This window comes from Paraburkholderia kururiensis JCM 10599 = LMG 19447, from assembly GCF_003986935.1.
GTDB classification, from domain to species: Bacteria; Pseudomonadota; Gammaproteobacteria; order Burkholderiales; family Burkholderiaceae; genus Paraburkholderia; species Paraburkholderia kururiensis.
The window spans coordinates 77,757-102,326 of sequence record NZ_RJZE01000027.1 but is presented as its reverse complement, the minus strand read 5'-3'; the positions used below and the strand labels follow the sequence as shown (position 1 = coordinate 102,326).

Sequence of the window (24,570 nt, the reverse complement as noted above, 5' to 3'; positions counted from 1 at the left end):
ATTAAACCGTTCTTTCCGGATTCGTGCGGCACGGGCGCCGCACGAATCTCTTCAATGAGCCTTCATCCGGCAACGGGCACGTCCGCCGTTCTCACTCGTGCCCGCGTCCCCGCGAAGTCAGCGCCGTCTCGGACCAGTCGACTTCGCGCATCAGCTTGTTGAGCGTCTCGTCGTTGATCTTCTGTTCGTTGCGCTGCGCGAGCAGCGCCGCGCGTTCGGCGCGCATCGCGGCAAGCCGCATCTGCAATTCCAGCGCCTCCGCGCGCCGCGCTTCGGCGCGCTTGCCTACGTCGTCGTCGCCGAGTGTCGCAAGGCGCCGTCGATAAATATCCATCACGCGGGCGGCGACATCGGTGGCGGAGGCGGCCTCAGCTTCGTCCAGATCGGCGCAGACCTTTTCGTGCTGCTGGTCCACCGCGCGAATGGCGGCCTGTGCGGCGAGCGTGCGCGCTGCGCGTTCTTCAGCGGCGTGCGGGTCGCGGCCGCGCAACGTCACGCCGCGCAACAGCAGCGGCAACGCCACCACGGCGACGATCAGCGACACGAGAATCACGCCCGATGCGATGAAGATCGCCGTATCGCGCCCCGGCAAGGGCTGCCCGCTGGATAGCGCGACGGGCAGGGAAAGCGCCCCCGCCAGCGTGATCGCGCCGCGCACGCCGGCAAAGGTGGTGATCGCCACGGTGCGCAGCCCCGGCACGGCGTTTGTCACGCCGTGCTTCGCCGCGCCGCGGCTTGCGAACCAGCGCAGCAGCCAGACCCACACGAAACGGATCGCGTAGAGCGCGGCGAGCACCGCGGCCACGTAGCCGATCAATTGCCAGAACTGCGCGCGGCCCGCGTGATGCGCGTCCACGAGCGCCTTGCCGATGATGAGCGGGAACTCGAGCCCGAGCAGCGTGAACACCATGCCGTTGAACACGAATTCGAGCATCGTCCACGTGCTCGCGCCGCGCACGCGCGCCGAGACGGGGCCGCGGTGGGCGAAGTCCGTGGAATTCATCGTCATGCCGGCCGATACGGCGGCGAGCACGCCGGACCACCCGAAGTGCTCCGCGAGCAGATAGGAGGCGAACGGCACGAGCATGGTCATGATGACGCCGGGCGCGGGGTCGCCGTCCGCGGACAACGCGAAGAAGCGCGCAAACGCGAACGCGAAGACCCAGCCGATGGCGATGCCCACGGCAAGCCCGCCCGCCGCGATCACGAGAAAGCTCAGCGAAGCCTCGTGCAGCGAGAACACGCCCGTGAGCGCGGCCGCTACTGCAAACTTCAGCGCGACGAGGCCCGACGCGTCGTTCATCAACGCCTCGCCTTCCAGAATGTGCATGAGCTGCGCGGGAATGCGGCCCTTGCCGGCGATGGCCGAGAGCGCGACCGCGTCCGTTGGCGAGAGCACGGCGGCGAGTGCGAACGCGACCGGCAACGAAATGGCCGGCACCAGTGCGTGAATGAAATACCCGACCGCGAGCACCGTGGCGAACACGAGCCCGAGCGCGAGCATGAGAATCGCGCGCCGCTGCATGAAGAATTCGCGCTTCGGAATGCGCCAGCCGTCGCCGAACAGCAGCGGCGGCACGAACAGCAGCATGAAGATTTCGGGGTCGAAGGTGACGTCCACATGCAACCGGGGCCACGCGAGTACGGCGCCGAGAGCGATCTGCACGAGCGGCAGGGGAAGCTTGAGAGGCAACACGCGGACGAGGGCGCCGGAGAGCGCGACCGCGAGTAGAAGAATCAGGACGACAAAGACGGTTTCCATCGTTTGTGTGCGCGAGGACACCGAAGTGCCGTTGTTCTTGTGCGCAGCATGAGTCAACGAGGCTGAAGTGTAGCCTGGGGCCGTGACGCCTCGCCCCGTGGGCGGACGCGTCAGCGCGCCACGCCTCGCGTGCAGCAAATAACGCTTGAAATGCCGCTCGAAACGAAACATGGAGCGCACTTGTCGATGCACCAGCCGCGTGCACGCGTGCCCGCTCGCGACGCACGCGCCGTGCCCCCGGTGCAGCCGGCTATGCGGCGTTCATCGGAACACGGGCCGCAGTGCGCATGGACCTTGCTTTACTCGTACCTGACGACGTACACCGCGAGACCGCACGCCATCGTCGGCGCGAAAGCCGCGCCCGCACCGGCGACGAGGCTCGCACGAGAGGAACGCATGACCATCGAGCAACAGGAACGAACCTTCGCCGTGCCGCACGGCTTTGAGCTGAGCATGGCATCCGGCATGCAGCGCTATGCCGCGCAGCACGGCGACTGGACGTTGACGAGCGTATTTCAACCCGTATTCAGCCTCTCGCACATGCGGGCGGTGGGCTACGAAGGCTTGCTGCGCGCCCACGACGGCCTTGACCGGCCCGTGGCGCCCGTGGACGTATTCGGGGCCGCCGCGCGCCTGGGCGAGGTGTTGCAGGTGGACCGGCTCGCCCAGGCGCTGCATCTGGAGAACTTCAGGCTGCTCGGCGCGCAGCGCGAGTGGCTGTTCCTCAACGTGCATCCGGGCACGCTCACGGAGCCGTATCACGCCGCGGCGCTGCTCGCCAACCTGCGGCGGCTCGACATTCCGCCGCGCCGCATCGTGCTCGAAGTGCTCGAGCAAAGCACGGACGACATCGAACGCCTCGCCGAGTCCGTGCAGGAGTTTCGCGAGCGCGGCTTTTTGATCGCGCTCGACGACTTCGGCGCCGGTCATTCGAACCTGGAACGCGTGTGGCAGTTGAACCCGGACCTCGTGAAGATCGACCGCATCATGCTGCTGCATGCGTCGCTGCGGCGAGACATGGCGGCCATCCTGCATGGGCTTGTCTCGCTGCTGCACGAGGCGGGCAAGCTCGTGCTGATCGAAGGTGTGGAGACGGAGCACGAGGCGCAACTGGCGCTCGCCTGCGAGGCCGACTTCGTGCAGGGCTTCTTCTTCGCGCGGCCGCATCCGGGGCTTGCCGATGCATCGCTCGCGGCCACGGTGATCGGCGACGTGACGGAGCGCTACCGCCTGCAGACCGAAGCGCGCGAGCGGCGCACGGCAAGCCGGCTCGCGCCGTACCTGCGTGCGTTCGAACGGGCAGCGGAGCGGCTGGGCGCGGGCGAGCCGCTGGAAGAAGTGTGCTGGAACTTTCTCGCACTCGACGACGCGGCGCGCTGCTTCCTGCTCGACTCGCACGGACGCCAGGCCGGCAGCAACGTGGTGTTGCGCGTGGACCGCGCGCAGCACGAGACGCGTTTCTTGCCGCTCTCCGACGCGCAGGGCGCCAACTGGCTGCGCCGCCCTTACTTCCGCGCGGCGATCAGCGAGCCGGGCCGCGTGCACGTGACGAAGCCGTATCTCTCGATCAACGAGGCCATTCCGTGCGTGACGCTTTCCGTGGCCGTGCAGGTGGGTGAACGTCTGGGCGTGCTGTGCGGCGACATCGACTGGAAAGACGATACGCTCTAGCCGCAGCCCGCAGCCCGCAGCCCGCAGCCCGCAGCCCGCAGCCCGCAGCCCGCAGCCCGCAGCCCGCAGCCCGCAGCCCGCAGCCCGCAGCCCGCAGCCCGCAGCCCGCAGCCCGCAGCCCGCAGCCCGGCGATTGACGTTGGCGCTTCAGGTCACTTCGCCACCACGACCGGAATGCCGCGCAACGTGCCCGCGCCCTTCGCCTGATCGAGTGCCTGTTTTACGTGCGCGCCTGTTGCCGCTTCGATGCCGAGGCGCGCCGCCAGTTCGCGTTCGCTGCGCTTCGCGCCCGCGAGGTTGGCGAGCTTCACGTGCCCGTAGCCGCGCACGCGTGCGTGCAGGGCCGCGAGTTTTGCGATGTCCTCTGAACTGACGTTGGCGTTGCTCGCGGCCAGCTTCGCGAGCGCGCGCTGCATCGTGGCTTCGTAATCGTCGGCGAGTTCGCGTTCCATGCGGCGCTCCAGCGTGCGGCCGAACGGATCGAGCGCGGTGCCGCGCAACCGGCGACCCTTCGCGAGCAGCCCGAGCACCGGCCACAGCCACGCGCCGAACTGCATCTTGCGCGGTGCGGTTTCATGGCCGGCTTGCTTTCCATGAGTGAGAACCGGCGGCGCCAGGTTGAACTTCACGCGAAAGTCGCGGCCCGCCGCGCCTTCGAACTGCGCTTCCAATGCTTCGCGAAACGCCGGCTGCGTGTGCAGGCGCGCGACCTCGTATTCGTCCTTCACCGCGAGCAGCCGGTAGAACGTGGTGGCCACCGCGCGGCTCACGGCCTGATCCGTCGTGCGGTCCGCTGCGCGTGCGGCATCCACGAGCGCGCGATAACGCTGAACGTACCGCGTGCCGCCGTAGGCTGCGAGGCGCGCTTCGCGGTCCGCCACGATTTCGTCGAGCGTTTCCACGCGCGACTCCGCCTTCACGGCGTGACGCGCCTGCCAGAGCGCTTCGAGCGCAGCCGGGTCCACGGCGGCGAGACGGCCAATCGAGAACGCCAACTGGTTCGCCTGCACGGCGACGTTGTTGAGTTCGATGGCCCGCATGAGCGCCGCGAACGAAACCGGCACGAGCCCCAACTGCCAGGCGAAGCCCAGCATCAGAATGTTTGCGCCGATGGTGTCGCCGAGAAAGCGGCTCGCGAGTGCCTGCGCGTCGCAAGCGTCGAGCCGGCCGTTGCCTGCCGCGTGACGCATCTTCGCGAGCAGCGCGTCGGCGTGCAGGTTCGCGTCCGGGTTTTGCACGAACGACGCATTCGGAATGGCGTGCGTGTTGACGACGATGCGCGTGCGGTCGTGGCGCACCGTCTGCAATGCGTCGGCGCTTGCGCCCACTACCATGTCGCAGGCGAGCAGCACGTCGGCCTGCTGCGTGTCGATGCGCACCTGGTTCAGCCACTCGTCGCGCGCGGCGAAGCGCACGAACGAGAGCACCGAGCCGCCTTTCTGCGCAAAGCCCATGAAGTCGAGCACGGAGGCACTCTTGCCCTCCAGATGCGCGGCCATGCTGATGAGCGCGCCCACCGTCACCACGCCCGTGCCGCCCACACCGGTTACGAGGATGTCGTAGGGCGCGGCGTCGAGCTTCGTTGCGGGCAGCGGCAGCGCGTTCACGCGGGCGGCGAGCGCCTCCACGTCGAACGCGACGCCCGCGGCCTTCTTCAGCTTGCCGCCTTCGATCGTCACGAAGCTCGGGCAAAAGCCGTTCACGCAGGAATAGTCTTTGTTGCACGACGACTGATCGATGCGGCGCTTGCGGCCCAGCACCGTTTCCACCGGCTCCACGGAAAGGCAGTTCGACTGCACGCCGCAATCGCCGCAGCCTTCGCAGACTTCTTCGTTGATGAAAAGGCGCCGGTCGGGATCGGGGAATTCGCCCTTCTTGCGGCGGCGCCGTTTTTCGGCGGCGCAGGTCTGGTCGTAGATCAGCACTGTCACGCCGCTCGTGTCGCGCAATTCGCGCTGCACGGCGTCCATTTCGCTGCGATGGTGGAACGTCGTGCCTTTCGGAAAGAGGCCGTGATGGCCGTCGTACTTCTCGGGCTCGTCGCTCACCACGACGAAGCGCGACACGCCTTCGGCTTCCACCTGGCGCGCGATCTGCGGCACGGAGATGCTGCCGTCCACGGGCTGACCGCCCGTCATGGCCACGGCGTCGTTGTAGAGAATCTTGTAGGTGATGTTCGCCTTCGCCGCCACGGCCTGGCGAATCGCGAGAATGCCCGAATGGAAGTAGGTGCCGTCGCCCAGGTTCTGAAACACGTGGCGCGTGTTCGTGAACATGGAATGCGAGGCCCAGTCCACGCCTTCGCCGCCCATCTGGATCAAGCCCGTGGTGCCGCGGTTCATCCACGAGGCCATGAAGTGGCAGCCGATGCCGGCCTGCGCCACCGATCCCTCGGGCACCTTCGTCGACGTGTTGTGCGGGCAGCCCGAGCAGAAGTACGGCGTGCGCTTCACGCCGTCGGCTTCGTTGGAGAGAATCTGCGGCGCGACAAGATCCACCACGCGGTCGCGCCGGTCCAGCGCCGGTTTGTGCCGCGCGAGCCAGTCCGCGAACACGGGCAGGATGCGCGAGGGACGCAACTCGCCCAGCGCCGAAAGCAGTGGCGCGCTGTCGGCAGCGTGCTTGCCGAGCACGCGCGGGCGTGCGCCGGCGTCGCGGTTGTAGAGATAGTCCTTGATCTGCTGCTCGACCACGGGGCCTTTTTCTTCGATCACGAGCACGTCGGTCAGACCCGACACGAACGCGTCGATGCGCGAGAGTTCGAGCGGGAACGAAAGGCCCACCTTGTAGATGCGCACGCCCGCCGCGTCGAGGTCGCCCACCGTGAGGTCGAGCCGGCGCAGCGCTTCCATGAGATCGAGATGCGCCTTGCCGCAGGTCACGATGCCCACGTTCGCCTGCGGGCTGGGCGCGATCCAGCGGTCGATGCTGTTCGTGCGCGCGAAGTGGCGCACGGCGTCGAGCTTCGCGGCGAGCCGCGCTTCGATAGCGAGGCTCGGCAGGTCGGGCCAGCGGTTGTGCAGGCCGCCTGCGGGAGGCTCGAAGCCGGCGGGCGCGGGCCAGTGCGTGTGTAGCGCGTCCAGGTCCACCGTGGAGCCCGATTCGACCGTCTCCGAGATCGCCTTGAAGCCCACCCACGCGCCCGAGAAGCGCGAGAGCGCCCAGCCGTACAGGCCGAATTCGAGCATGTCCGCGATGTTCGACGGATTCACGACGGGCATGTGCCACGCCATCATCGCGAAGTCGCTTTGATGCGGCATGGACGACGACACACAGCCGTGATCGTCGCCCGCCACCACGAGCACGCCGCCGTGCGGCGACGAACCGTAGGCGTTGCCGTGCTTGAGCGCGTCGCCCGCGCGGTCTACGCCGGGGCCCTTGCCGTACCACATGGCAAACACGCCATCGACGTTGCGCTCCGGGTCGCCTTCCACACGCTGCGTGCCGAGCACAGCGGTGCCGCCCAGTTCCTCGTTGATGGCGGGCAAAAAGCGCACGCCTGCGCCGTCGAGCAGCTTCTTTGCCTTCCACAGCTGCTGGTCCACCATGCCGAGCGGCGAGCCGCGATAGCCGCTGATGAAGCCCGCAGTGTTCAGGCCTGCGGCGCGGTCCAGCGCCGCCTGCATGAGCGCGAGCCGCACGAGCGCCTGCGTGCCGGTGAGGAAGATGCGGCCGCGCGTGGCGGCGAGGTTGTCGGTCAGGCGGTAGTCGGCAAGCGGCGTGGGCGGCTCCGGCGACTTCGGCGGCAGGCTCTCGTCGGGCAGACGGGCGGTCATGAAGCGTCTCCTTGTTATGCGAGTCGCGCGCTGTGACCAATGGCCGCACCGCGGGAGAAGAGACCTTATTTTTTCGCGCCGATTGAGGAATGTTTTTGCTATCTCGGCGGGCTGTGCGCGCAATGTCGCAACGAGTCGGACGATTGCGCCGCGATTTGAGAGGGATTTGCCGCAGGGCGGTGGTGATGCTGTCAGGTGCTGCGCCGGGTGTTGTCGGCGGTGCTGCGGTCGGTGGCCAATTTGGTGGCCGGTTCGGTGACCCGTTCGGCGCTGCTGCCGTTACCGTTGATCAAGCCTGGTCGGCAGGCGCCAGTTCGTGCGCCCCGAGCGGCACGACGTCGTGGAATCGCGAGTAGTCGATATGGCTGACGCCATCCACTTCCGTTATCAGGTCCACATAGCGATGGTCCCAGCGAATATCGCGGGCTTCCCACGAATGACGCGCCTGCATGGTCTGGGAGGTGGACTCGTCCGAGCCCTCGATCATGATGAGCAGCGATGCGCTCTGGCGCACGAGCGATTCGGCGGTTTCGCCGTAGAGCGGGCTCGCTTCGTCGATCACGTGCATCAGGTTCCAGCCCAGCAGGAAGATGGGATGCTGGTCGCGGACCAGCTTGAGATCGTGGATGCGCCGCAGCGTGTAGCCCTCGGGCATGGTTTCGCGGCGCATGAGCCGCAGCTTTGCGCTGGCTTCGGCGATCACGTTCTGGCGTGCGTTGGCGGCGCGCACCATGAGCGTGGTGCGGCCTTCCAGCTGCCGCACGATGGCGTAGCGCGTGAACATGATCTTCGCGCGCGGCCGCGAAAAGCGCGCGAACACGAGTCCCGTGGCGAGCGCGATGCCCGACATGCCACAGAAGATTTCCAGCGTGGCGACGACGTGCGCGTAGACCGTCGCCGGATGCATGTCGCCGTAGCCCACGGTGGCGAGTGTTTCCACGCTGAAGAAAAACGCACCGGCGAACCCTGCAGGATTCTGGTTCGCAATGCCCACACCGTTCAACTCATAGAGCACGGCGAAACCGGTGTTGAGCAGCAGGAAGAGCGCCGCGAGCGCGCCGAAGAACATCGGCCAACTGACGGTGAGCGCGCTGTGATAGAGGTCCTGCCAGAAGGGCAGCGGCATGCCGTGCGCAATGATCACGCGCGAGCCGAACGCCACGCGCCGGCCGTCGCGCCAGCGCTTCGCGGGGCGCGTGCTGGCGGCGTGGGCGTCCTCTTCACCGGGCGTGACGGGGCAGGGCTCGTTGTCCGCTTCGCTGCGGATTTTGCTGCGGCCGTTGTTGCTGCCGTTGCCACTGCGGCCGCTGTTGCCGCTATGGTTGCCGCTCTCGTCGGGACGGGCCTCGCCGCACGTGTCGTCTGCCATTGCGTTCGCTGAGGGATGAAAACGCGGATGAGCGTAGCACGGCGGCGGCCCGTGCTACCCGGATCGTGTGCCGGCGGCGTGGTCGCGCCGGGCCTCCGGTCCGGCGGCCCGGCCTCGATGAAACGTCATCGCGTCAAGGAAACACGCGCGGTTTCGGAATGCCGGCGCCGTGCTCGATGTCGGCCACCGCCTGGCGATGCGCGAATTCGACCGCCTCGCCCGCGTCGGCATAGCCGTTGTCGCCGCCCACCGTGGTCCACGGCTGCACGGCCTTGTCCTGATGGCGGATTTCGTACTCCGCGTCCCAGCGCGCGCCTTGCAGTTCGATGGGACGGACGTGGATGGCGTAGACGCCATAGAGAAAGAGCTGATCGGCCATGATCGCCTCCAGCGGTTGAATGCCTGCCTGGGTCGCCTGGGTAGGCCCCGGGTTCGGCACCTGAGTCGGTACGCGAGCGGGTACCTGAGTCGGCACCCGGGTTGGACACCTGAATCAGGCACCCGACCCGGGCCCACGAGCGGCCCTACAGTTCGAGCTCGCCGAGAATGCGATGCGCGAGCGCCTTGGCTTCTTCCAGCGCCTCGTTGGCCGTGGCGGAAGTTGTCTCGACTTCGTAGAGCACGTTTTCCGGTTCCTCGCCGTCGTCGCGCGCGAGCGAGACCACGCCCTGGTAGTGCCCGCTGTTCGCGGGACGGACGGTGGCCGTGGCCGTGTAGATCCCTTTGGTGTAGGTGACGTCTTCCATGATGCGGCTCCGGCTGGAAGGAACTTTTATCCTAGCACGCCGATTCGAGGCTTACCGCCAGCGTGCACGCGTGGCGACGCCTCGCAGGCGGCGTGCCTGGCATCCTTCCTGAGCGCTGCCGTCGGGCCGCAGCGCCGGTTTCAGCGCTCCAGCAGCGACACCACTTCATCGAGCGACGGCGAATGCGCGCCCTTGTGCCGGCACGCGGCCGCGCCCGCCGCGAGGGCGAACGCGAGGTGCTCGGGCCACGAACGTTGCGGAGCCGTCATGAGGCTGAACAGCAGGCCGCCGATAGAGGCATCGCCCGCGCCTACCGTATCCGCCACTTCGACGCGCGGCGGGGTGGCTTCGAACGTCGTGCCGGCTGCTGTGCCTTCGGTGCCTTGCGCGCCGGGCACGAACAGCGTCGCCTTCTCTGCTCCACGCGTGACGAGCAGCGTGGCCGCGGGGTTCATCTCTCGCAGCGTCGCGATGGCGGCGGCTTCGTCGTCGGTCTTGAAGAGCAGCCGCAGGTCTTCGTCCGACACCTTGATGAGGTCCGCGAGCGCGGCCATTCTGCGCAGCGTCGGCTCGTAGCCGTGCTCCATGAGGTTGCGGTAGTTCGGGTCGAAGCTGATCTTCACGCCGCGTGCGTGCAGTTGCGCCGCGAGCGTGGCGAGCGTTTCGCCGAGCGGCTGACGCACGAGGCTGATGCAGCCGAAGTGCGCCCACTTCACCTGCGCCATCCAGCCCTCGGGCAGACGCTCGGGGTCGAAGGCGAGGTCGGCGCTGTTCTCGCCCATGAAGAAGTACGCGGGCGGATGCGTGCGATGCACGATGGCGAGCAGCGGCGGCCGCTCCACGCGCTGCATGAAACGCATGTCGAGACCCGCGACGACGCTCGCGTTCCAGAGTTCGTCAGAGAAGCAGTCGGTGCCGAGCGAGCCCGCGCACGCCGTGGGCAGGCCGAGCCGCGCGACGGCGCGCGCCACGTTCCAGCCCGCGCCGCCGGGACGCGAGAGCCAGTGCGATTCGTGGTCTTCGCCGGTGCGCACGAGGTCGGTGAGGATGTCGCCCGCGGATACGAAGACGGGCAGGCCCGCTGCGGTGCCTTGCGGCGCGTGGGTGGGTGCCGGAGTGTTCATCGTGCTGATCCTGTGCGACGGGGCGCCGGGTGCGCCGCGCGCGTGCGGGCCGCTGCGCGGCTGGCGCCGTTCTTGTTTGCGCGCGGGGTTTCGTCTTTCTTCGCTTTGCTGCGGGCCAGGTTTTCCGAAGCGACGTGGGTACCTGGTTTCGAGCCGACTTTCGAGGTGCTGCCCGAAGTCCGTTGCGGCTTGGCGCGCAGTGCGGAGGCGCTCTTGCCGCCATGTTTGCCGTTGCGCTTTCCGTTACCTGCGGCTGCGCCTTTGCCCGTGGCGGGGCGCGCACGGCCGTTGGCCTCGTTCGCGCCGCCTGCCGCGTCCGCCGCCATGGCTGTGCCGTCCATCAGCGCGTTCAGCACCTCGTAGCACGCGCCCATCGTGTGATAGTCGGTCTTGCCGGCCGGGCTCTTCTCGTCGCTGTACTTGCGGTTGTCGCAGGTGAGGATGCGGTACCACGCGCCATAGCGATGGTCGACGAAGTGCGTCCAGCTATAGCGCCAGATCTCGTCGTACCAGTCCCAGAAGCGTTCGTTGCCCGTGCGCTTCGCGAGCAGCGCGGCGGCCGCGAAGGTCTCCGCCTGCACCCAGAAATACTTGTCGTGATCGCAGACCGTGCCGTCCGGGCCGAAGCCGTAATAGAGGCCGCCGTGGTTGTCGTCCCAGGCGTGCGCCATGGCGGCGTCGAAGAGTTCGATGGCACGCGGCGCGAGCCACGGCAGCGGACGGTGCCGCTCGAGAATCAGCAGCAGCTTCGCCCACTCGGTTTGGTGCCCCGGCTGGAAGCCCCAGGGGCGGAAGATGTTCGAACTGTCTTCCTCGTTGTAATGCCAGTCCACGGACCAGTCCGCGTGAAAGTGCTCCCACACGAGCCCGTGCGAAAGCTTGGCCTGACGCAGCGTGATGTTCGACGCCACGCGTTCGGCGCGATCCAGATAGACGAGGTGGCCGGTGGCTTCGTACGCGGTGAGCAGCGCCTCGGTGGTGTGCATGTTCGCGTTCTGGCCGCGGTAGCTCGACACGCGCCAGTCGGGCGTGGCTTCGTCGGCGTAGAGGCCGGCCGCGCCGTCCCAGAAGCGGCGCTCCATGAGCTCGAAGGTGGCGCCGATCATCGGCCGCGCTTCTTCGATACCCGCCATCGCCGCGTGCGCGCACGCGAGCAGCACGAAGGCGAGGCCATAACAGTGGCGTGTGCCGTCCAGCGTGCGCCGCCGGCCGTCGCGCCACTCGATTTCCCAGTCGTAGCCTTCGTGCTGCGCGTCCCAATGCGCGTCGCGCAGAAAGTGCAGGCCGTGGCGCGCGTAGTCGAGGTAGAGCGGGTCGCCGAACTGGCGGTACGCCATCGCGTAGTTGAAGACGAAGCGGCAACTGCTCACGAGGTGCCGCGAGCTCGCGTTGTAGACCGAGCCGTCGTCGCGGAAATAGTGGAAGAAGCCGCCGCTTTCGTCGAACACGTTCGGCGCGTAGAAGCGCAGCGTGTCTTCGACGTGCGAGAGCAGGAAGCGGCGGTCGCGAAAGCTTTCGACGGGCGGCACGCCGGCCGGCGTGGTTGCGGCTGCCGTGGCCGCCGCTGCGGGGGCGAGCGGTGCGTGCGGCGCGCGAGCGGCGGCGGCCCGCTTCGTGGCGCCCGTGCCGGGCGATCGTGGTTGCGTCATGGCTGTCTCCCCGAGGTGCTGGCGCGGGTTATCAGTTGAACGGGCAGGCGGATTTCGGTCTCGCCGGGGGTGTCTTCGAGCAGCAGTGCCACGCCGCGGCGCCCGAGCGCTTCCTTGTCTACGGCCACTGTGGTGAGCGGCGGGCTGGCGTGCGCGGCGCCCGGAATGTCGTCGAAGCCGACGATGGCGATGTCCTCAGGCACCCGCAGTCCGTTGGCGAGGCACACGCGCATGGCGGCGAGCGCAGCGGCGTCGTTGTAGGCGAACACGGCGTCGGGCCGCGCGGACGCCGGTGCGTCGAGCAGCCGACGCATGGCGAGCGCGGCGCCGGCGTCGGGGTCGAGCCCGGCGTCGATGTTCACTTCAAGCGACGGATCGAACAGCAGCCCCGCCTCGAAGAACGCGCGCCGGTAGCCGAGCGCGCGCTGCGCGATGCTGAAGTGCGCGAGCGACCCGCCGATGAACGCAATGCGCTTGTGGCCCTGCTGGAACAGATGGCGCATGGCGAGCCCGGCGCCCGCGGCGTTGTCGAGATTCACCGAGCGCAGCCCGGGCGCCCAGAGATCGATCAACACGAGCGGGCGTTGCATGGCGGTGAGGGTGGCGAGCGTTTCGGGTTCAACGAAACCGGCTACCGCGATGGCGTCCGGCGCGTGCAGACGGAGTTGCTGCACGACGTCTTCGGTGGGGCCGGCGGTGAGCAGCGACGGCACGATGCCGCGCTCGCGGCACGCGTCTTCCACGCCGTGCAGCACGTGCGAGAAGAACGGGCTCGCAGCGAAGTTGTTGTGCTGACGATGCAGCAGAAAGGTGAGCCGGCGAATGCGTGGACGCAACTGCGCAGCGTCGTAGCCGAGACTGCGCGCGGCCTCGATCACGCGGGTGCGCGTGGCGTCGGAGAGGCCGGGCTGGTTCTTCAGCGCTCGCGAAACGGTGCCGATCGACACGCTGGCCGCGCGAGCGACATCGCGGATGGTTGTCCCCATGGGTTCGTGGCGGCAGCGCGAGAGGCTTGACCGCGGGCGTTTTGAGTTCGGACGATTGTATAGTAAAAGCCCGCCTGAGAAGCCTTGTTTAGCCGTGTGAGATACGCGTAAATACCCGTAGAAAAAGGGATGAAAGCTGTTTATTTTTGTTTAGTAAAAATCACTAAACAGGGGCGACGCGGGCGGGGAGGTGAAGGCACCGACGGTTCAGCGACGAGCAGCCCCAACCGGGCTGACCGGGCTGGTCAGGTGGGGCGTGATGAGGCTGGAGGAGGGCGCTTAGGCGGGGAGTCGTTTAGGCAGGAAGGCGTTTAGCCAGGAAGGCGTGCCGGTCTTGACCAGACCGGCTTGGATGGGCAGACCCTCTGCTGCTCGTGTCGCCGCGGCATGACGACCTTTAGCTTGAGGACCCCGCTCAGCCGCGCGCCGCAGCGTCGGCGTATCCGGCCGGCTCACATGGCGGCCAAGCGGGCAGGCGGGCTTGACGGCTTACGGGCGGCGCGCGCCACGCGGCGGGCGCCGACACCAGGAGCGTTGCGCGAACCGCCCGCCTCCTTCACCGCGCCGTCGAATCGGCGCAAGACGCCCGCGCGGTGCTGCGCGATGCGGCGTGCGAACTCCCCGTCTCCGCCTTGCCCCGTCCGCCGCCTTCGGCAGCATGCGGCGTCTCGGGACGTCCGCGCAGCTGTGCCGCGCTCTCGCCCGCATCCACCAGCACGAAGCCCGAGGACTCATGCTTCGCCCGGCGTTTCGCGAGCGCGGCCACCGACGCGATCTCGTCGCTGCTGTACTTCGCGCCGCCGCCTGACTCGATGCGCACGCCGCCAATCGCCATCGTGACGAAGCCGAAGAAGGTCGGGTTGCCGCGCCGGTCCTCGCCGTGGATGCCGCCCGCCAGGCGGTCGGCCGGCGCGTAGAAGCGTTGCGCGCCTTCGTTGAAGAGGCGGATGGCGCGCATTGCGCGGTCGTGCCAGTCGTCGCTCTGGAACAGGATCAGGAAGTCGTCGCCGCCCACGTGGCCGAGGAAGTCGCGCGTTGGGTCGCACACGTCCGCCAGCACGGCGGCGGCGAACTTCAGCACCTCGTCGCCCTGCCAGTAGCCGTACTGGTCGTTGAACGGCTTGAAGTGGTTCAGGTCGACGTAGCACGCGTAGAAGCCCGCGTCGTGGCTCAACAGCCGCTCGATGTGCGAACTGATGGGAATGTTGCCAGGCAGGAAGGTGAGCGGATTCGCGTAGCGCGCCGCTTCGATGCGCACCTCCGTGACCGCGCGCACGAGGTTTTCGCCGGTGCCGAGGCCCGCGTAGCGGCCGTTGTCGGTGATCACGAAGCCGTCTGCCAGGTAGCGCTGGTCGTCGCTTGCGAGGAGCTTGGCCATCTGCTCGACCGTCATCGACTTTTCGATCACCACCGGCGACGCGTTCGCAAACTGCAGGCACGGCTTCTTGCCGAACAGCTCGCGGTGATACGGCAGCGCGTAGCGGTCCATGAAGGCGCGGCGGTTGATGAGCGCGATGGGCACGTCGTGTTCCACCACGGCCACGGCGTGCAGGTCGGGCAGGCGGTTGAAGAGTTCGAGCACGTCGTTGTTGGTGGCCTGGCGCGGCACGGCGGGCGCCTGCACCAGCATCCGCGCCGAGGCCATGCTGCCCGAGGGCGACGCCGGCGCGTTGCGCGTGGTCTCGGGAAACACCGCGATATGCCCGGCGCCGATCGCATTGCGCGCCTCTTCGGCCACCGCCAGCGCCGGTCGCGTGGCCGGGCGGCCGAAGAAATAGCCCTGGCCGCAGCCAATGCCCATGTCGCGCAGCACGATCAGATCCGCTTCGTTTTCGATGCCTTCGGCCACGAGGCGCGCCCCGCTCGCGTTCGCGAAGTGCTGCATGGCGCGCACGGCTTCGAACTTGAGCGGATCGCTCGCAATTTCGTGGATGAAGAAGCGGTCGATCTTCACCACGTCCGGCTGCAGGCGCACCCACAGGTTCATGCTCGCGTTCGCGGTGCCGTAGTCGTCCAGCGCGAACTGCGCGCCCATGGCGCGCAGCGACGCCACCACGGGCAGGAAGTCGCTCAGGTCGGCAATCGCGCTCTGTTCCGTGAGTTCGATCACGACGCGGTTCGTATCGAGCCCTCGCTGACGCAGCAGCGCAAAGGCCGGCTCGCCGGTTTCCATCAACTGACGGATGGCGCCCGCGCTGAAGTTGAGGAACAGCTTGCCTTCGCAGGCGAACTGCGCGAAGGCCTCGATGCAGGTGAGGGCGGCGGCCTGCTCGAGCGCCATCGTGCGGCCCTCCGCGGCGGCCTGCGCGAAGAGCCGGAACGGCGATTCCAGCGGCGTGCCGGCCGGCCCGCGAATCAAACCTTCATATCCGACGATGGAGCCGCCGTCGAAGTCGATGATCGGCTGGAACACGGCGGACAGCTCGCGCCGCGCGATCAGGTCTTCGATGCACGGTGCAACGGGTTGCGATGGCGCGCGAGGTGACATGGACGGACAGCCGGGGCTAGCGATGGTCGCCTTAACGGCTGCCAGGGGCGGGAATTGAATGAATTTTTAGTGACGCACTGCACCGGGGTGGTGCCGGGTAGCGCCGCCGCCTTTATGCGCAACGCATTGCGGGTCTGCCGTTTTTTTTTGCGGCGGGGCCGTGTGGTTCCGGTGGCGGCTCGCATGACGCGGTGCCTGGCCATCCGGCCAGGCAGACGCGCGGCGGCATTTTGCGTGGAATAGCGGGAAGCCGTGCAGGGCGGCCGGCGGTCACCCACAGCCAAGGGGGCCCGCCCGGGACTTACCCCGGAATCACGTCAAGGAACGCCATGAATGCCTTATTTGCTGCTGGAAGTCGCTTCGCGACGGCCCATCGTCGCGGGATCGCGCGCAGGCCGGGGAACGGCACGCGATTCGTCGCCCGCTTGGGTTTCCATCCGGCGCGCGCCCCAGCGCTGCGCGAGCGCCGCGCACACCATCAGCTGGATCTGGTGGAACAACATGAGCGGCAGCACCACCGCCCCCACGGCGTTGGAGGCGAAGATCACCTTCGCCATTGGCACCCCGGCCGCGAGGCTCTTCTTCGACCCGCAAAAGATGATCGTGATCTGGTCCGGTCGCGAGAAGCCAAGCCGCTTGCTCGTGAACATCGTGATGGCGAGTGCAAGGGCGAGCAGCACCGCGTTCACCACCACGAGGCCGGCCAGCGCGCCCACCGAAAGGTGGTGCCAAAGGCCTTCGTTCACTGCCTCGCTGAAGGCGCCGTACACCACGAGCAGGATCGAGCCTTGATCGACGAACTTGAGCACGCCGCGGTTGCGCTCGATCCAGTCGCCAATCACAGGCCGCAGCACTTGCCCGGCCAGAAACGGCACCAGCAGTTGCAGCACGATGTTACCCACTGTGTGCCACGCCGAAGTACCGCCCGCCGCCTGGTTGGTGACGAGCAGGCTCACCAGCGCCGGGGTAACGAAGATGCCGATCAGGCTGGAAGCCGAGGCGCTGCACACGGCGGCCGGCACGTTGCCTTTGGCAATCGACGTGAACGCAATGGAAGACTGGACGGTGGACGGCAGCGTGCAGAGAAACAGGACGCCGGCATACAGCGCAGGCGTGACAAGTGGCGAAAGGAGCGGCTTAAGCGCGACGCCGAGGAGCGGGAACAGGACGAAAGTGCTCGCGAGTACGAGCAGATGCAGGCGCCAGTGCGTGGCACCCGCCACGATCGCTTCGCGCGATAGCTTGGCGCCGTGCAGGAAAAACAGCAGTCCCACGGCGATGTTGGTGAGCCAGTTGAACGGCACCGAGGCTTCGCCGTGCACGGGCAGAAGACTCGCAAGAATCACCGTGCCGACGAGGCACAGCGTGAAGTTGTCGGGGAGGAATTTTGGACGGGCCATCGGGAATCTCAGGGCGCGAGAGCGTAGCAACGGCTGCCGCGGGCGCGCATTGCGGCAATGCAATATCGAAATGGAAGTATCTATTGTCGGTGCGTTTCGATTAAAAAAGCAAATTCATTTGACGAATTCATTAATGAAGTTGATGCATGGAACGTGCCCGTGTCGACGTCATGGGAGGGCGTGAAACGTGACGTGTTTTTGCAACTGTCGGCGGCACTTTGGCGTAAGTCCGGGATTCGCGAGAGGGCGTCAAATCACGCGCAAAAAGGGCGCGGAAGGCGCAAAAACCGTGCAGTAACACGTGGTTACAACCCTGCCCGGGGCATAACACTTTTTGGCTCGACACCTCTTACGCCCGACCCATAAATTACTGCTCAAAGGTCGCGAGGCGCGCCCGGCGGAAACAGTTACTCACCGTGCATAGCGCCTCGAACAGGTCCGACGCACCCGGTACGCGGCCGCGGGAAGGATGGTCGGGCAGGGCAGGCAACACATGTACGCAGGGCTGGCAAGAACGGGACGATGGATGGCAGGCGCGCTGCTCGCCGCCGCGGTCGCGTTCGCGCACGCCAGGCCCGAAGGCGGCGGCCCGCCGCACGGTTCGCACGGGTTCCAAGGCGGCGGCTTCAGTGCCCGCATTGCCGCCGCACCCCACGGCGGCGGTCGCCAGGGTCACGCGGCGCGGGCGCACGCCGGCCGCTATGGCAATCCGGGCGGCACGCCGTTGCGCGTCGCCGCCGGGCCCGATGTCTACCGGCCGGGCAATGGCGGCAACGCCCCGTACCCCGGCGCCATCACGCCGATCAGCACCGAAGCTCGACCCGTGCCTCACCCGCCCGCCAATTCCCCCGTGCGCGCGGGCTCTATCCGCGAAGACGTCGCCCGTTACAACGAGGAGCGCAGCACGTACCGGCCGCTTCCTCGCCAGGCAGAAGAAGGGCTGCGTCAGCCGATGCCCTCGCCCTATCGCAACTAGCGAACTTTCGTCGTTAGCTGCCGTTCCCCTGCCGTTCTTCGCCGTTCTCCCCGCGCTTGTCCAGGTCGCGCGGGACCTGACGCGTCCTTACCACACTTTTTTGAAAATTCCCTGCGCCGGAATGTCTGGCGCAATCCAATCCCTGACAATTCGGCGCCGGATGTGGTGCGGTCGTATCCGTCGCCAGTGAGCATGTGCTGCCCTTCGCCGCGCCTTGCCTGGCAAGGATTCTCGCGGTCACCCATACATCGCGCATTGCCGCGTAGTCACAACCGTCAACGGTCTAGCAGCAAGGGACACACCAAAACTAATCAAGCACGTATACCGGCAATAAGCCCCGATATTTTTGTCCACAAAAATGGTCCGCAAAGATGGTCCCGCCCGCATCTGGCCCGACGCCTCAAACGGACCCACAACAAACGGCTTGCGCGAGCAACACGCCGCCCGGCCGTACAGCCTTTCGGCCTTTCAGGCCCTTTGACAAAGACAGGAGATTCTATGAAGACAACCGTCAGCCGTGCGCTGAACACTACGCTCAAGACGAGCGCCGTCGCCGCGTTGCTGGCCTGCGCATCGTCGGCATTCGCGCAATCGAGCGTGCAGCTTTACGGCCAGGTCGACGAATGGGTCGGCGCCACGAAATTTCCCGGCAGTCAGCGCGCCTGGAATGTGTCCGGCGGCGGCATGTCGACGTCCTACTGGGGCCTGAAGGGCGCTGAGGACCTGGGTGGCGGTTACAAGGCGATCTTCACGCTGGAAAGCTTCTTCCGCGCGCAGAACGGCCAGTACGGCCGCTTCCAGGGCGACACGTTCTTCGCCCGTAACTCGTACGTCGGCATCGAGTCGCCTTACGGCACCGTCACGGCGGGCCGTCTCACGACGCACCTGTTCGTTTCGACGATTCTGTTCAACCCGTTCATCGACTCGTACACCTTCTCGCCGATGGTGTATCACGTGTTCCTCGGCCTCGGCACGTTCCCCACCTACACGACGGACCAGGGCGTAATAGGCGACTCCGGCTGGAACAACGCCGTGCAGTACGCGACGCCGGACTTCAACGGTCTTTCGGGCGCCGCCATGTACGCGCTCGGCAACAGCGCCGACCACAACGGTTCGAAGAAATGGAGCGGCCAGGTGCTTTACTTCCACGGTCCGTTCGCTGCGACCGCGGTCTATCAGTACGTGAATTTCAACGACAGCCCCACCGACCTGAACAGCCTCGTCACCGGCCTGAAAAGCCAGAGCGTGGCGCAGCTCGGCCTGTCGTACGACCTCAAGTACGTGAAGCTGTTCGGCCAGTACATGTACACGAAGAACGACCAGAACGTCGGCAGCTGGCACGTGAACACGGCGCAGGGCGGCGTGAGCGCGCCGCTCGGCACGGGCACGGCCATGGCGTCGTACGCGTACTCGCGCGACGGCGGCGGCCTCGACCAGACGCGCCAGACGTGGGCCGTAGGCTACGACTATCCGCTGTCGAAGCGCACCGACGTGTACGCGGCCTACATGTACGACCACATCAGCAACCAGTCGTCGGGGGATACCTTCGGCGTCGGCATGCGCGCGAAGTTCTGACCGCGGCGGCAGGCGGGGGCGACGCGTCGGCCGGGCCGGACGGGCCGGACGGCAGGACAACCCGGCGGGTCGACGCAGCGCCTGCCGCTCTATGCGCTGCGCGACGGTTTCGCGCTCGCGCAGCCAACTCCCACGTCCGCTACTACGAAGTTCGCCCCCAATTCGCGCTACCCATTCGCGCGGCCCATCGCGGTTCGCGTGCATGGGGACTTCTTCTTTCACCACGCTGCTCCTGCACGTTGCGCCTTTCCGCCGACGTCGGCGCTCCTCGCGCGTCTGCCTATGCCGCTCAACATGAGCGCCCCGCCTTACCCTTTGCTCACTTCCATTTGATAAAACGCGCACAATGGCGCCGATTGATTCTTCCGGTGAGTGATTGCGATGGATACCCTCGTCAGCATGAAAGTGTTCCGCCACGTCGTGGAGACGGGCAGCTTCGTCGGCGCGGCCGCGCGGGCCGAGATGTCGCCCGCGATGGCGAGCAAGCACGTCATGCATCTGGAGCAGCAGCTCGGCGCGCGGCTCCTGAATCGCACCACGCGGCGCGTTGCGCCCACCGAAGCGGGACGCGAGTATTACGAGCGGCTCTCGCAAGCGCTCGGTGAAATCGAGGAAGCGGCGCAGGCGGTCAGCGCCGCGAGCGTGGTGCCGCAAGGACGACTGCGTGTGACGTGTCTCTCGGCGTTCGGCCTGCGCCACATCATGAGCGCAGCCGCCGACTACGCCGCGCAGTACCCGAAGGTCACCGTGGATATCCAGTTGTCGGACCGCGTCGTCGAGCTGATCGACGAAGGTTTCGACGTGGCCGTGCGGGCATCGCCATCCGGCCTGAAGTCGTCTTCGCTGATCGCGCGGCAGATTGCGACCGCACACATCCTGCTCTGTGCGTCGCCCGACTATCTGGCGCGGCGCGGCACGCCGAAGACGCTCGACGACCTCACGCGCCACAACTTCATCCACTACGCGGACGTGTCGGCGCAGGAACTCACGCTCTCGTCCATGGCGGGCGGCTCGCGCGTGCGGCTGGCGGGCAACATGGTGGTCAATCATCTGGAAGCGCAGCGCGTGGTGACGCTGCACGGTGCGGGCGTCGCGCTGCTGGGCACCGAGGTGATCGGCGACGACATCGCCGCCGGCCGTCTCGTGCCGATTCTGGTCGATGTGGCGCCGCCGCGCGAGTTGCCCATCCACGTGGTGTATGCGAGCCGCCGCTATCTGTCGGCGAAGGTGCGCTCCTTCGTCGATTTCATGGCCCAGCGCTTCGCCGGGCAAGGGCTGTGGCCGACGCTCGAACAGATTCGCGCCGCCGCGGCGAGTTGAGAAGGGGCGGCGAAAGCGCATCCGTTTTCGCGAAGGCAGCGGCCAAGCAGCCCGGCAAAGGGGCGACCGGCAGAGGGGCGACCGGCAGAGGGGCGACCGGCAAAGGGGCCGGCAAAGGGGGGGCCGGCAAAGGAGCCCGGCAGAGGGCTGGCAACGGGGCCGCCGGAAGCGGGAAAGCCAGCCGGAAAAGCCGGATCGCAACGCCAAGGCTGACCATGTCGTTTGTCTATACTGGGCAGACAACCCGAACCCGTAGAACGACCCGGGGGAGACATGACCGACCTTTCCACGCCGCAGCGCGCCGGCGGCCACAAGCCGCTGCGCTCGCCGCTTCCGGTTCGCCGTTTGCGCTTCGTGACGGCCGCCGCGCTGTTCGACGGCCACGACGCGTCCATCAACATCATGCGCCGCATCCTTCAGGCGAGCGGCGTCGAGGTCATTCACCTCGGCCATAACCGTTCGGTGGACGAAGTCGCTACCGCCGCGCTCGAAGAAGACGCCGACGCCGTGGCCGTGTCGAGCTACCAGGGCGGGCACGTCGAATACTTTCGCTATCTCGTCGACCTGCTGCGTGAACGCGGCGGCGAACGCATCAAGGTGTTCGGCGGCGGGGGCGGCGTGATCGTGCCCGAGGAAATCGCGGCGCTGGAGCGCTACGGCGTGGCGCGCATCTACTCGCCGCAGGACGGCCAGCGGCTGGGCCTGCAAGGCATGATCGACGACATGATTGCGCGCTGCAGTGAGGCCGCGATGTCGCGCGATGATCCTGCTGCGGACTCACGCGACGATGCCGCGAGCCCGCACGGCGACGCGCAGAGCCTACGGGCCGACACCCTCGCTTTACCGGCCGACCCCACGCCGGTTTTCCGTCAACTCGCCGTGCTCATTTCCGCGCTCGAAACCGGCCAGGCCGGCGTGCCGCTGCGTGCCGAACTGGCTGCGCGCGCGGCCGCGCGGCGCGTGCCCGTGCTCGGCGTGACGGGCACGGGTGGCGCGGGCAAATCGTCGCTCACGGACGAAATCGTGCGGCGCTTCCGCCTCGACTTCGATGACGCGCTCGCCATTGCCTTGCTCGCCGTGGACCCGTCGCGCCGCAAGTCCGGCGGCGCGCTGCTGGGCGACCGCATCCGCATGAACGCGATCGGCAACTGGGGGCACGGTGCGCGCGTGTTCATGCGCTCGCTCGCCACGCGCGAAGCGTCGAGCGAAATTTCGGATGCGCTGCCCGACGCCATCGCTGCCTGCAAGGCCGCGGGCTTCGATCTGGTCGTCGTGGAGACCTCCGGCATTGGCCAGGGCGACGCGGCCATCGTGCCGCTCGCCGATCAGTCGCTCTACGTCATGACGCCCGAATTCGGCGCGGCGAGCCAGCTTGAAAAGATCGACATGCTCGACTTCGCCGACGTGGTCGCCATCAACAAGTTCGACCGCCGCGGCGCGGCCGACGCGCTGCGCGACGTCGCCAAGCAGGTGCAGCGCAACCGCGGCTTCACGGCGGCGCCCGATGCGATGCCCGTGTTCGGCACAGTGGCGTCGCGTTTCAACGACGACGGCGTGACGGCGCTCTATCAGCACATCGCGCGCGCACTGCGTGAACACGGACTGCGCGAGGGCGGCGGCACGCTGCCGGCGCTCGACGGCCAGCGTCATTCGAGCGGCCTGCACGCCATCGTGCCGCCCGCGCGCGTGCGGTATCTGAGCGAAATTGCCGAGACGGTGCGCGTGTATCGGCTGCGCGTCGTCGCGCAGTCGCAACTGGCGCGTGAACGCTGGCAGCTGACGGAGACGCGCCGCATGTTGGCGTCGAGCGTAAGCGACGAGGCCAACGTCACGAACGCGGCGGATGCAAATGCGACCGCCACGCCAGGCGAACGAATCGATGCGCTTATCGCCGAACGCGAAGCACAACTCGGCGAGCGCGAAAAGGCGCTGCTCGACGCGTGGCCGCAAACCGTGGCGGCGTACTCGGGCGAGGAACACGTCGTGAAAGTACGCGACCGCGAGATCCGCACGGCGCTCACCGTCACGACGCTCTCCGGCACGACGATGCGCAAGATTTCGCTGCCGAAATTCGGGGACCCTGGCGAGACGCTGCGTTGGTTGATGCTCGAAAACCTGCCCGGCCATTTTCCATTCACGGGCGGCGTGTTTGCGTTCAAGCGCGAAAACGAAGACCCCACGCGCATGTTCGCGGGCGAGGGCGACCCGATGCGCACGAACCGCCGCTTCAAGCTGCTCGCCGAGGGCATGCCCGCGAAGCGTCTGTCCACCGCGTTCGACTCCGTCACGCTCTATGGCGAAGAGCCCGACGAGCGGCCCGACATCTACGGCAAGATCGGCAACTCGGGCGTCTCGGTGGCGACGCTCGACGACATGCAGGCGCTCTACGACGGCTTCGACCTGTGCGCCCCGGACACATCGGTTTCGATGACCATCAACGGACCCGCGCCCGCCATTCTCGCCATGTTTTTCAACGTGGCCATCGACCAGCAGATCGAACGGCTGCGTGCGCGCACAGCAACCGAAGGCCGCGAACCGACGGCCGAGGAAATCGACGCAGCACGGCGGCACGCGTTGCACAACGTGCGCGGCACCGTGCAAGCCGACATCCTCAAGGAAGACCAGGGGCAGAACACCTGCATCTTCTCGACGGAATTCAGCCTCAAGGTGATGGGCGACATCCAGGCCTGGTTCGTCGATCAAGGCGTGCGCAACTTCTATTCGGTCTCGATCTCCGGGTATCACATCGCCGAGGCCGGCGCGAACCCCATCTCGCAACTCGCCTACACGCTGGCAAACGGCTTCACCTACGTGGAGGCGTATCTGGCGCGCGGCATGCACATCGATGCCTTCGCGCCGAATCTCTCGTTCTTCTTCTCGAACGGCATGGACCCCGAGTACACCGTGCTCGGCCGCGTGGCACGCCGCATCTGGGCGCTCGCGATGCGCGAGCGTTACGGTGCCAACGAGCGCAGCCAGAAGCTCAAGTATCACGTGCAGACCTCGGGGCGCAGCCTGCACGCGCAGGAAATCGACTTCAACGACATTCGCACCACGCTGCAGGCGCTCATCGCGATCTACGACAACTGCAACTCGCTGCACACGAACGCGTTCGACGAAGCCATCACCACGCCCACGGAAGAGTCTGTGCGGCGCGCGCTCGCCATCCAGCTCATCATCAATCGCGAATGGGGGCTCGCGAAGAGCCAGAACCCGAACCAGGGCAGCTTCGTGATCGAGGAACTGACGGACCTCGTGGAGGCCGCGGTGCTCGCGGAGTTCGACCGCCTCACCGAGCGCGGCGGCGTGCTGGGCGCCATGGAGACCGGTTATCAGCGCGGACGCATTCAGGACGAGTCGTTGCTTTACGAGCATCGCAAGCACGACGGGTCGTATCCGATTGTGGGCGTGAACACGTTCGTGAATCCGCATGCGCACGAGGCGCCGGCCACGCTCACACTCGCGCGCTCGACGGAAGACGAGAAGCGCAGCCAGCTTGCGCGCCTGCGCGATTTTCAGGCACGTCATCGCGACGACGCACCGCCCGCGCTGGCGCGCCTCAAGCAGGCTGTCATGGACGACGCGAACGTATTCGAGGTACTGATGGACGCGGTGCGCGTCTGCTCGCTCGGGCAGATCACGCACGCGCTATTCGAGGTGGGCGGGCAGTATCGGCGGAATATGTGAGGACGCGAACGACTGTGCGAACGCGCCCGGTTATGAGCGGG

At 67.1% G+C, this 24,570-nt stretch carries 15 protein-coding genes; 5 read left to right on the top strand and 10 right to left on the bottom strand.

Annotated elements, in window-relative coordinates:
• Window positions 1-91 precede the first annotated feature (91 nt).
• Window positions 92-1,762 (bottom strand): Na+/H+ antiporter, encoded by a 1,671-nt coding sequence (locus PKKP23_RS27595; protein WP_026120981.1) that lies wholly within the window; start codon window positions 1,760-1,762, stop codon window positions 92-94.
• 396 nt (window positions 1,763-2,158) lie between these two features.
• On the opposite strand from PKKP23_RS27595, the gene PKKP23_RS27590 reads away from it, so the two are divergent.
• Window positions 2,159-3,433, top strand: coding sequence for a sensor domain-containing phosphodiesterase (locus PKKP23_RS27590; protein WP_026120982.1), 1,275 nt, complete (start codon window positions 2,159-2,161; stop codon window positions 3,431-3,433).
• 152 nt (window positions 3,434-3,585) lie between these two features.
• On the opposite strand, the gene PKKP23_RS27585 is transcribed toward PKKP23_RS27590, so the two are convergent.
• The 9 genes from PKKP23_RS27585 to PKKP23_RS27545 form a co-directional block, all read right to left on the bottom strand.
• Window positions 3,586-7,209, bottom strand: coding sequence for an indolepyruvate ferredoxin oxidoreductase family protein (locus tag PKKP23_RS27585; protein ID WP_126879240.1), 3,624 nt, complete (start codon window positions 7,207-7,209; stop codon window positions 3,586-3,588).
• Between the two features lie 289 nt (window positions 7,210-7,498).
• Entirely contained in the window at window positions 7,499-8,578 is a 1,080-nt protein-coding gene (locus PKKP23_RS27580; protein ID WP_126879239.1) for an ion channel, read from the bottom strand.
• A gap of 133 nt (window positions 8,579-8,711) precedes the next feature.
• The gene (locus PKKP23_RS27575) at window positions 8,712-8,957 is read right to left on the bottom strand and encodes a hypothetical protein (protein ID WP_017772505.1); all 246 of its coding nucleotides are present in this window, start codon (window positions 8,955-8,957) and stop codon (window positions 8,712-8,714) included.
• A gap of 145 nt (window positions 8,958-9,102) precedes the next feature.
• Window positions 9,103-9,324 carry a hypothetical protein gene (locus tag PKKP23_RS27570; RefSeq protein WP_017772506.1) on the bottom strand — a complete coding sequence of 74 codons (222 nt, stop codon included), beginning with the start codon at window positions 9,322-9,324 and terminating at the stop codon, window positions 9,103-9,105.
• Window positions 9,325-9,464: 140 nt separating this feature from the next.
• Window positions 9,465-10,448, bottom strand: a complete 984-nt coding sequence (locus PKKP23_RS27565; RefSeq protein WP_126879238.1) for a carbohydrate kinase family protein — start codon at window positions 10,446-10,448, stop codon at window positions 9,465-9,467.
• Window positions 10,445-12,097: an AGE family epimerase/isomerase gene (locus tag PKKP23_RS27560; RefSeq protein ID WP_126879237.1), complete on the bottom strand. Its 1,653-nt coding sequence runs from the start codon at window positions 12,095-12,097 to the stop codon at window positions 10,445-10,447. Before PKKP23_RS27560 ends, PKKP23_RS27565 begins: the two co-directional genes overlap by 4 nt.
• Window positions 12,094-13,083: a LacI family DNA-binding transcriptional regulator gene (locus PKKP23_RS27555; protein ID WP_126879236.1), complete on the bottom strand. Its 990-nt coding sequence runs from the start codon at window positions 13,081-13,083 to the stop codon at window positions 12,094-12,096. The genes PKKP23_RS27560 and PKKP23_RS27555 overlap by 4 nt, the downstream gene beginning before the upstream one ends.
• A 556-nt stretch (window positions 13,084-13,639) precedes the next feature.
• Window positions 13,640-15,571 carry a GGDEF domain-containing protein gene (locus PKKP23_RS27550; protein ID WP_126879235.1) on the bottom strand — a complete coding sequence of 644 codons (1,932 nt, stop codon included), beginning with the start codon at window positions 15,569-15,571 and terminating at the stop codon, window positions 13,640-13,642.
• 338 nt (window positions 15,572-15,909) lie between these two features.
• Window positions 15,910-16,971 carry a bile acid:sodium symporter family protein gene (locus PKKP23_RS27545; protein WP_126879234.1) on the bottom strand — a complete coding sequence of 354 codons (1,062 nt, stop codon included), beginning with the start codon at window positions 16,969-16,971 and terminating at the stop codon, window positions 15,910-15,912.
• A gap of 526 nt (window positions 16,972-17,497) precedes the next feature.
• Here PKKP23_RS27545 and PKKP23_RS27540 point away from each other — a divergent pair.
• The 4 genes from PKKP23_RS27540 to icmF all read left to right on the top strand — a co-directional run bounded on the left by PKKP23_RS27540 (window position 17,498) and on the right by icmF (window position 24,529).
• Window positions 17,498-17,947 (top strand): hypothetical protein, encoded by a 450-nt coding sequence (locus PKKP23_RS27540; protein WP_240659161.1) that lies wholly within the window; start codon window positions 17,498-17,500, stop codon window positions 17,945-17,947.
• A 498-nt stretch (window positions 17,948-18,445) separates the two neighbouring features.
• Window positions 18,446-19,522: a porin gene (locus tag PKKP23_RS27535; protein ID WP_126879232.1), complete on the top strand. Its 1,077-nt coding sequence runs from the start codon at window positions 18,446-18,448 to the stop codon at window positions 19,520-19,522.
• Window positions 19,523-19,903: 381 nt separating this feature from the next.
• Window positions 19,904-20,842 (top strand): LysR family transcriptional regulator, encoded by a 939-nt coding sequence (locus PKKP23_RS27530; RefSeq protein WP_126879231.1) that lies wholly within the window; start codon window positions 19,904-19,906, stop codon window positions 20,840-20,842.
• Between the two features lie 273 nt (window positions 20,843-21,115).
• Window positions 21,116-24,529, top strand: a complete 3,414-nt coding sequence (gene icmF / locus PKKP23_RS27525; RefSeq protein ID WP_126879230.1) for a fused isobutyryl-CoA mutase/GTPase IcmF — start codon at window positions 21,116-21,118, stop codon at window positions 24,527-24,529.
• Window positions 24,530-24,570: the final 41 nt, after the last annotated feature.

Excerpts from the sequence above, each read along its gene's own strand:
- PKKP23_RS27595 (WP_026120981.1), bottom strand. The coding sequence starts at position 1,762 with ATGGAAACCGTCTTTGTCGTCCTGATTCTTCTACTCGCGGTCGCGCTC.
- PKKP23_RS27590 (WP_026120982.1), top strand. The coding sequence starts at position 2,159 with ATGACCATCGAGCAACAGGAACGAACCTTCGCCGTGCCGCACGGCTTT.
- PKKP23_RS27585 (WP_126879240.1), bottom strand. The coding sequence starts at position 7,209 with ATGACCGCCCGTCTGCCCGACGAGAGCCTGCCGCCGAAGTCGCCGGAG.
- PKKP23_RS27580 (WP_126879239.1), bottom strand. The coding sequence starts at position 8,578 with ATGGCAGACGACACGTGCGGCGAGGCCCGTCCCGACGAGAGCGGCAAC.
- PKKP23_RS27575 (WP_017772505.1), bottom strand. The coding sequence starts at position 8,957 with ATGGCCGATCAGCTCTTTCTCTATGGCGTCTACGCCATCCACGTCCGT.
- PKKP23_RS27570 (WP_017772506.1), bottom strand. The coding sequence starts at position 9,324 with ATGGAAGACGTCACCTACACCAAAGGGATCTACACGGCCACGGCCACC.
- PKKP23_RS27565 (WP_126879238.1), bottom strand. The coding sequence starts at position 10,448 with ATGAACACTCCGGCACCCACCCACGCGCCGCAAGGCACCGCAGCGGGC.
- PKKP23_RS27560 (WP_126879237.1), bottom strand. The coding sequence starts at position 12,097 with ATGACGCAACCACGATCGCCCGGCACGGGCGCCACGAAGCGGGCCGCC.
- PKKP23_RS27555 (WP_126879236.1), bottom strand. The coding sequence starts at position 13,083 with ATGGGGACAACCATCCGCGATGTCGCTCGCGCGGCCAGCGTGTCGATC.
- PKKP23_RS27550 (WP_126879235.1), bottom strand. The coding sequence starts at position 15,571 with ATGTCACCTCGCGCGCCATCGCAACCCGTTGCACCGTGCATCGAAGAC.
- PKKP23_RS27545 (WP_126879234.1), bottom strand. The coding sequence starts at position 16,971 with ATGGCCCGTCCAAAATTCCTCCCCGACAACTTCACGCTGTGCCTCGTC.
- PKKP23_RS27540 (WP_240659161.1), top strand. The coding sequence starts at position 17,498 with ATGGCAGGCGCGCTGCTCGCCGCCGCGGTCGCGTTCGCGCACGCCAGG.
- PKKP23_RS27535 (WP_126879232.1), top strand. The coding sequence starts at position 18,446 with ATGAAGACAACCGTCAGCCGTGCGCTGAACACTACGCTCAAGACGAGC.
- PKKP23_RS27530 (WP_126879231.1), top strand. The coding sequence starts at position 19,904 with ATGGATACCCTCGTCAGCATGAAAGTGTTCCGCCACGTCGTGGAGACG.
- icmF (WP_126879230.1), top strand. The coding sequence starts at position 21,116 with ATGACCGACCTTTCCACGCCGCAGCGCGCCGGCGGCCACAAGCCGCTG.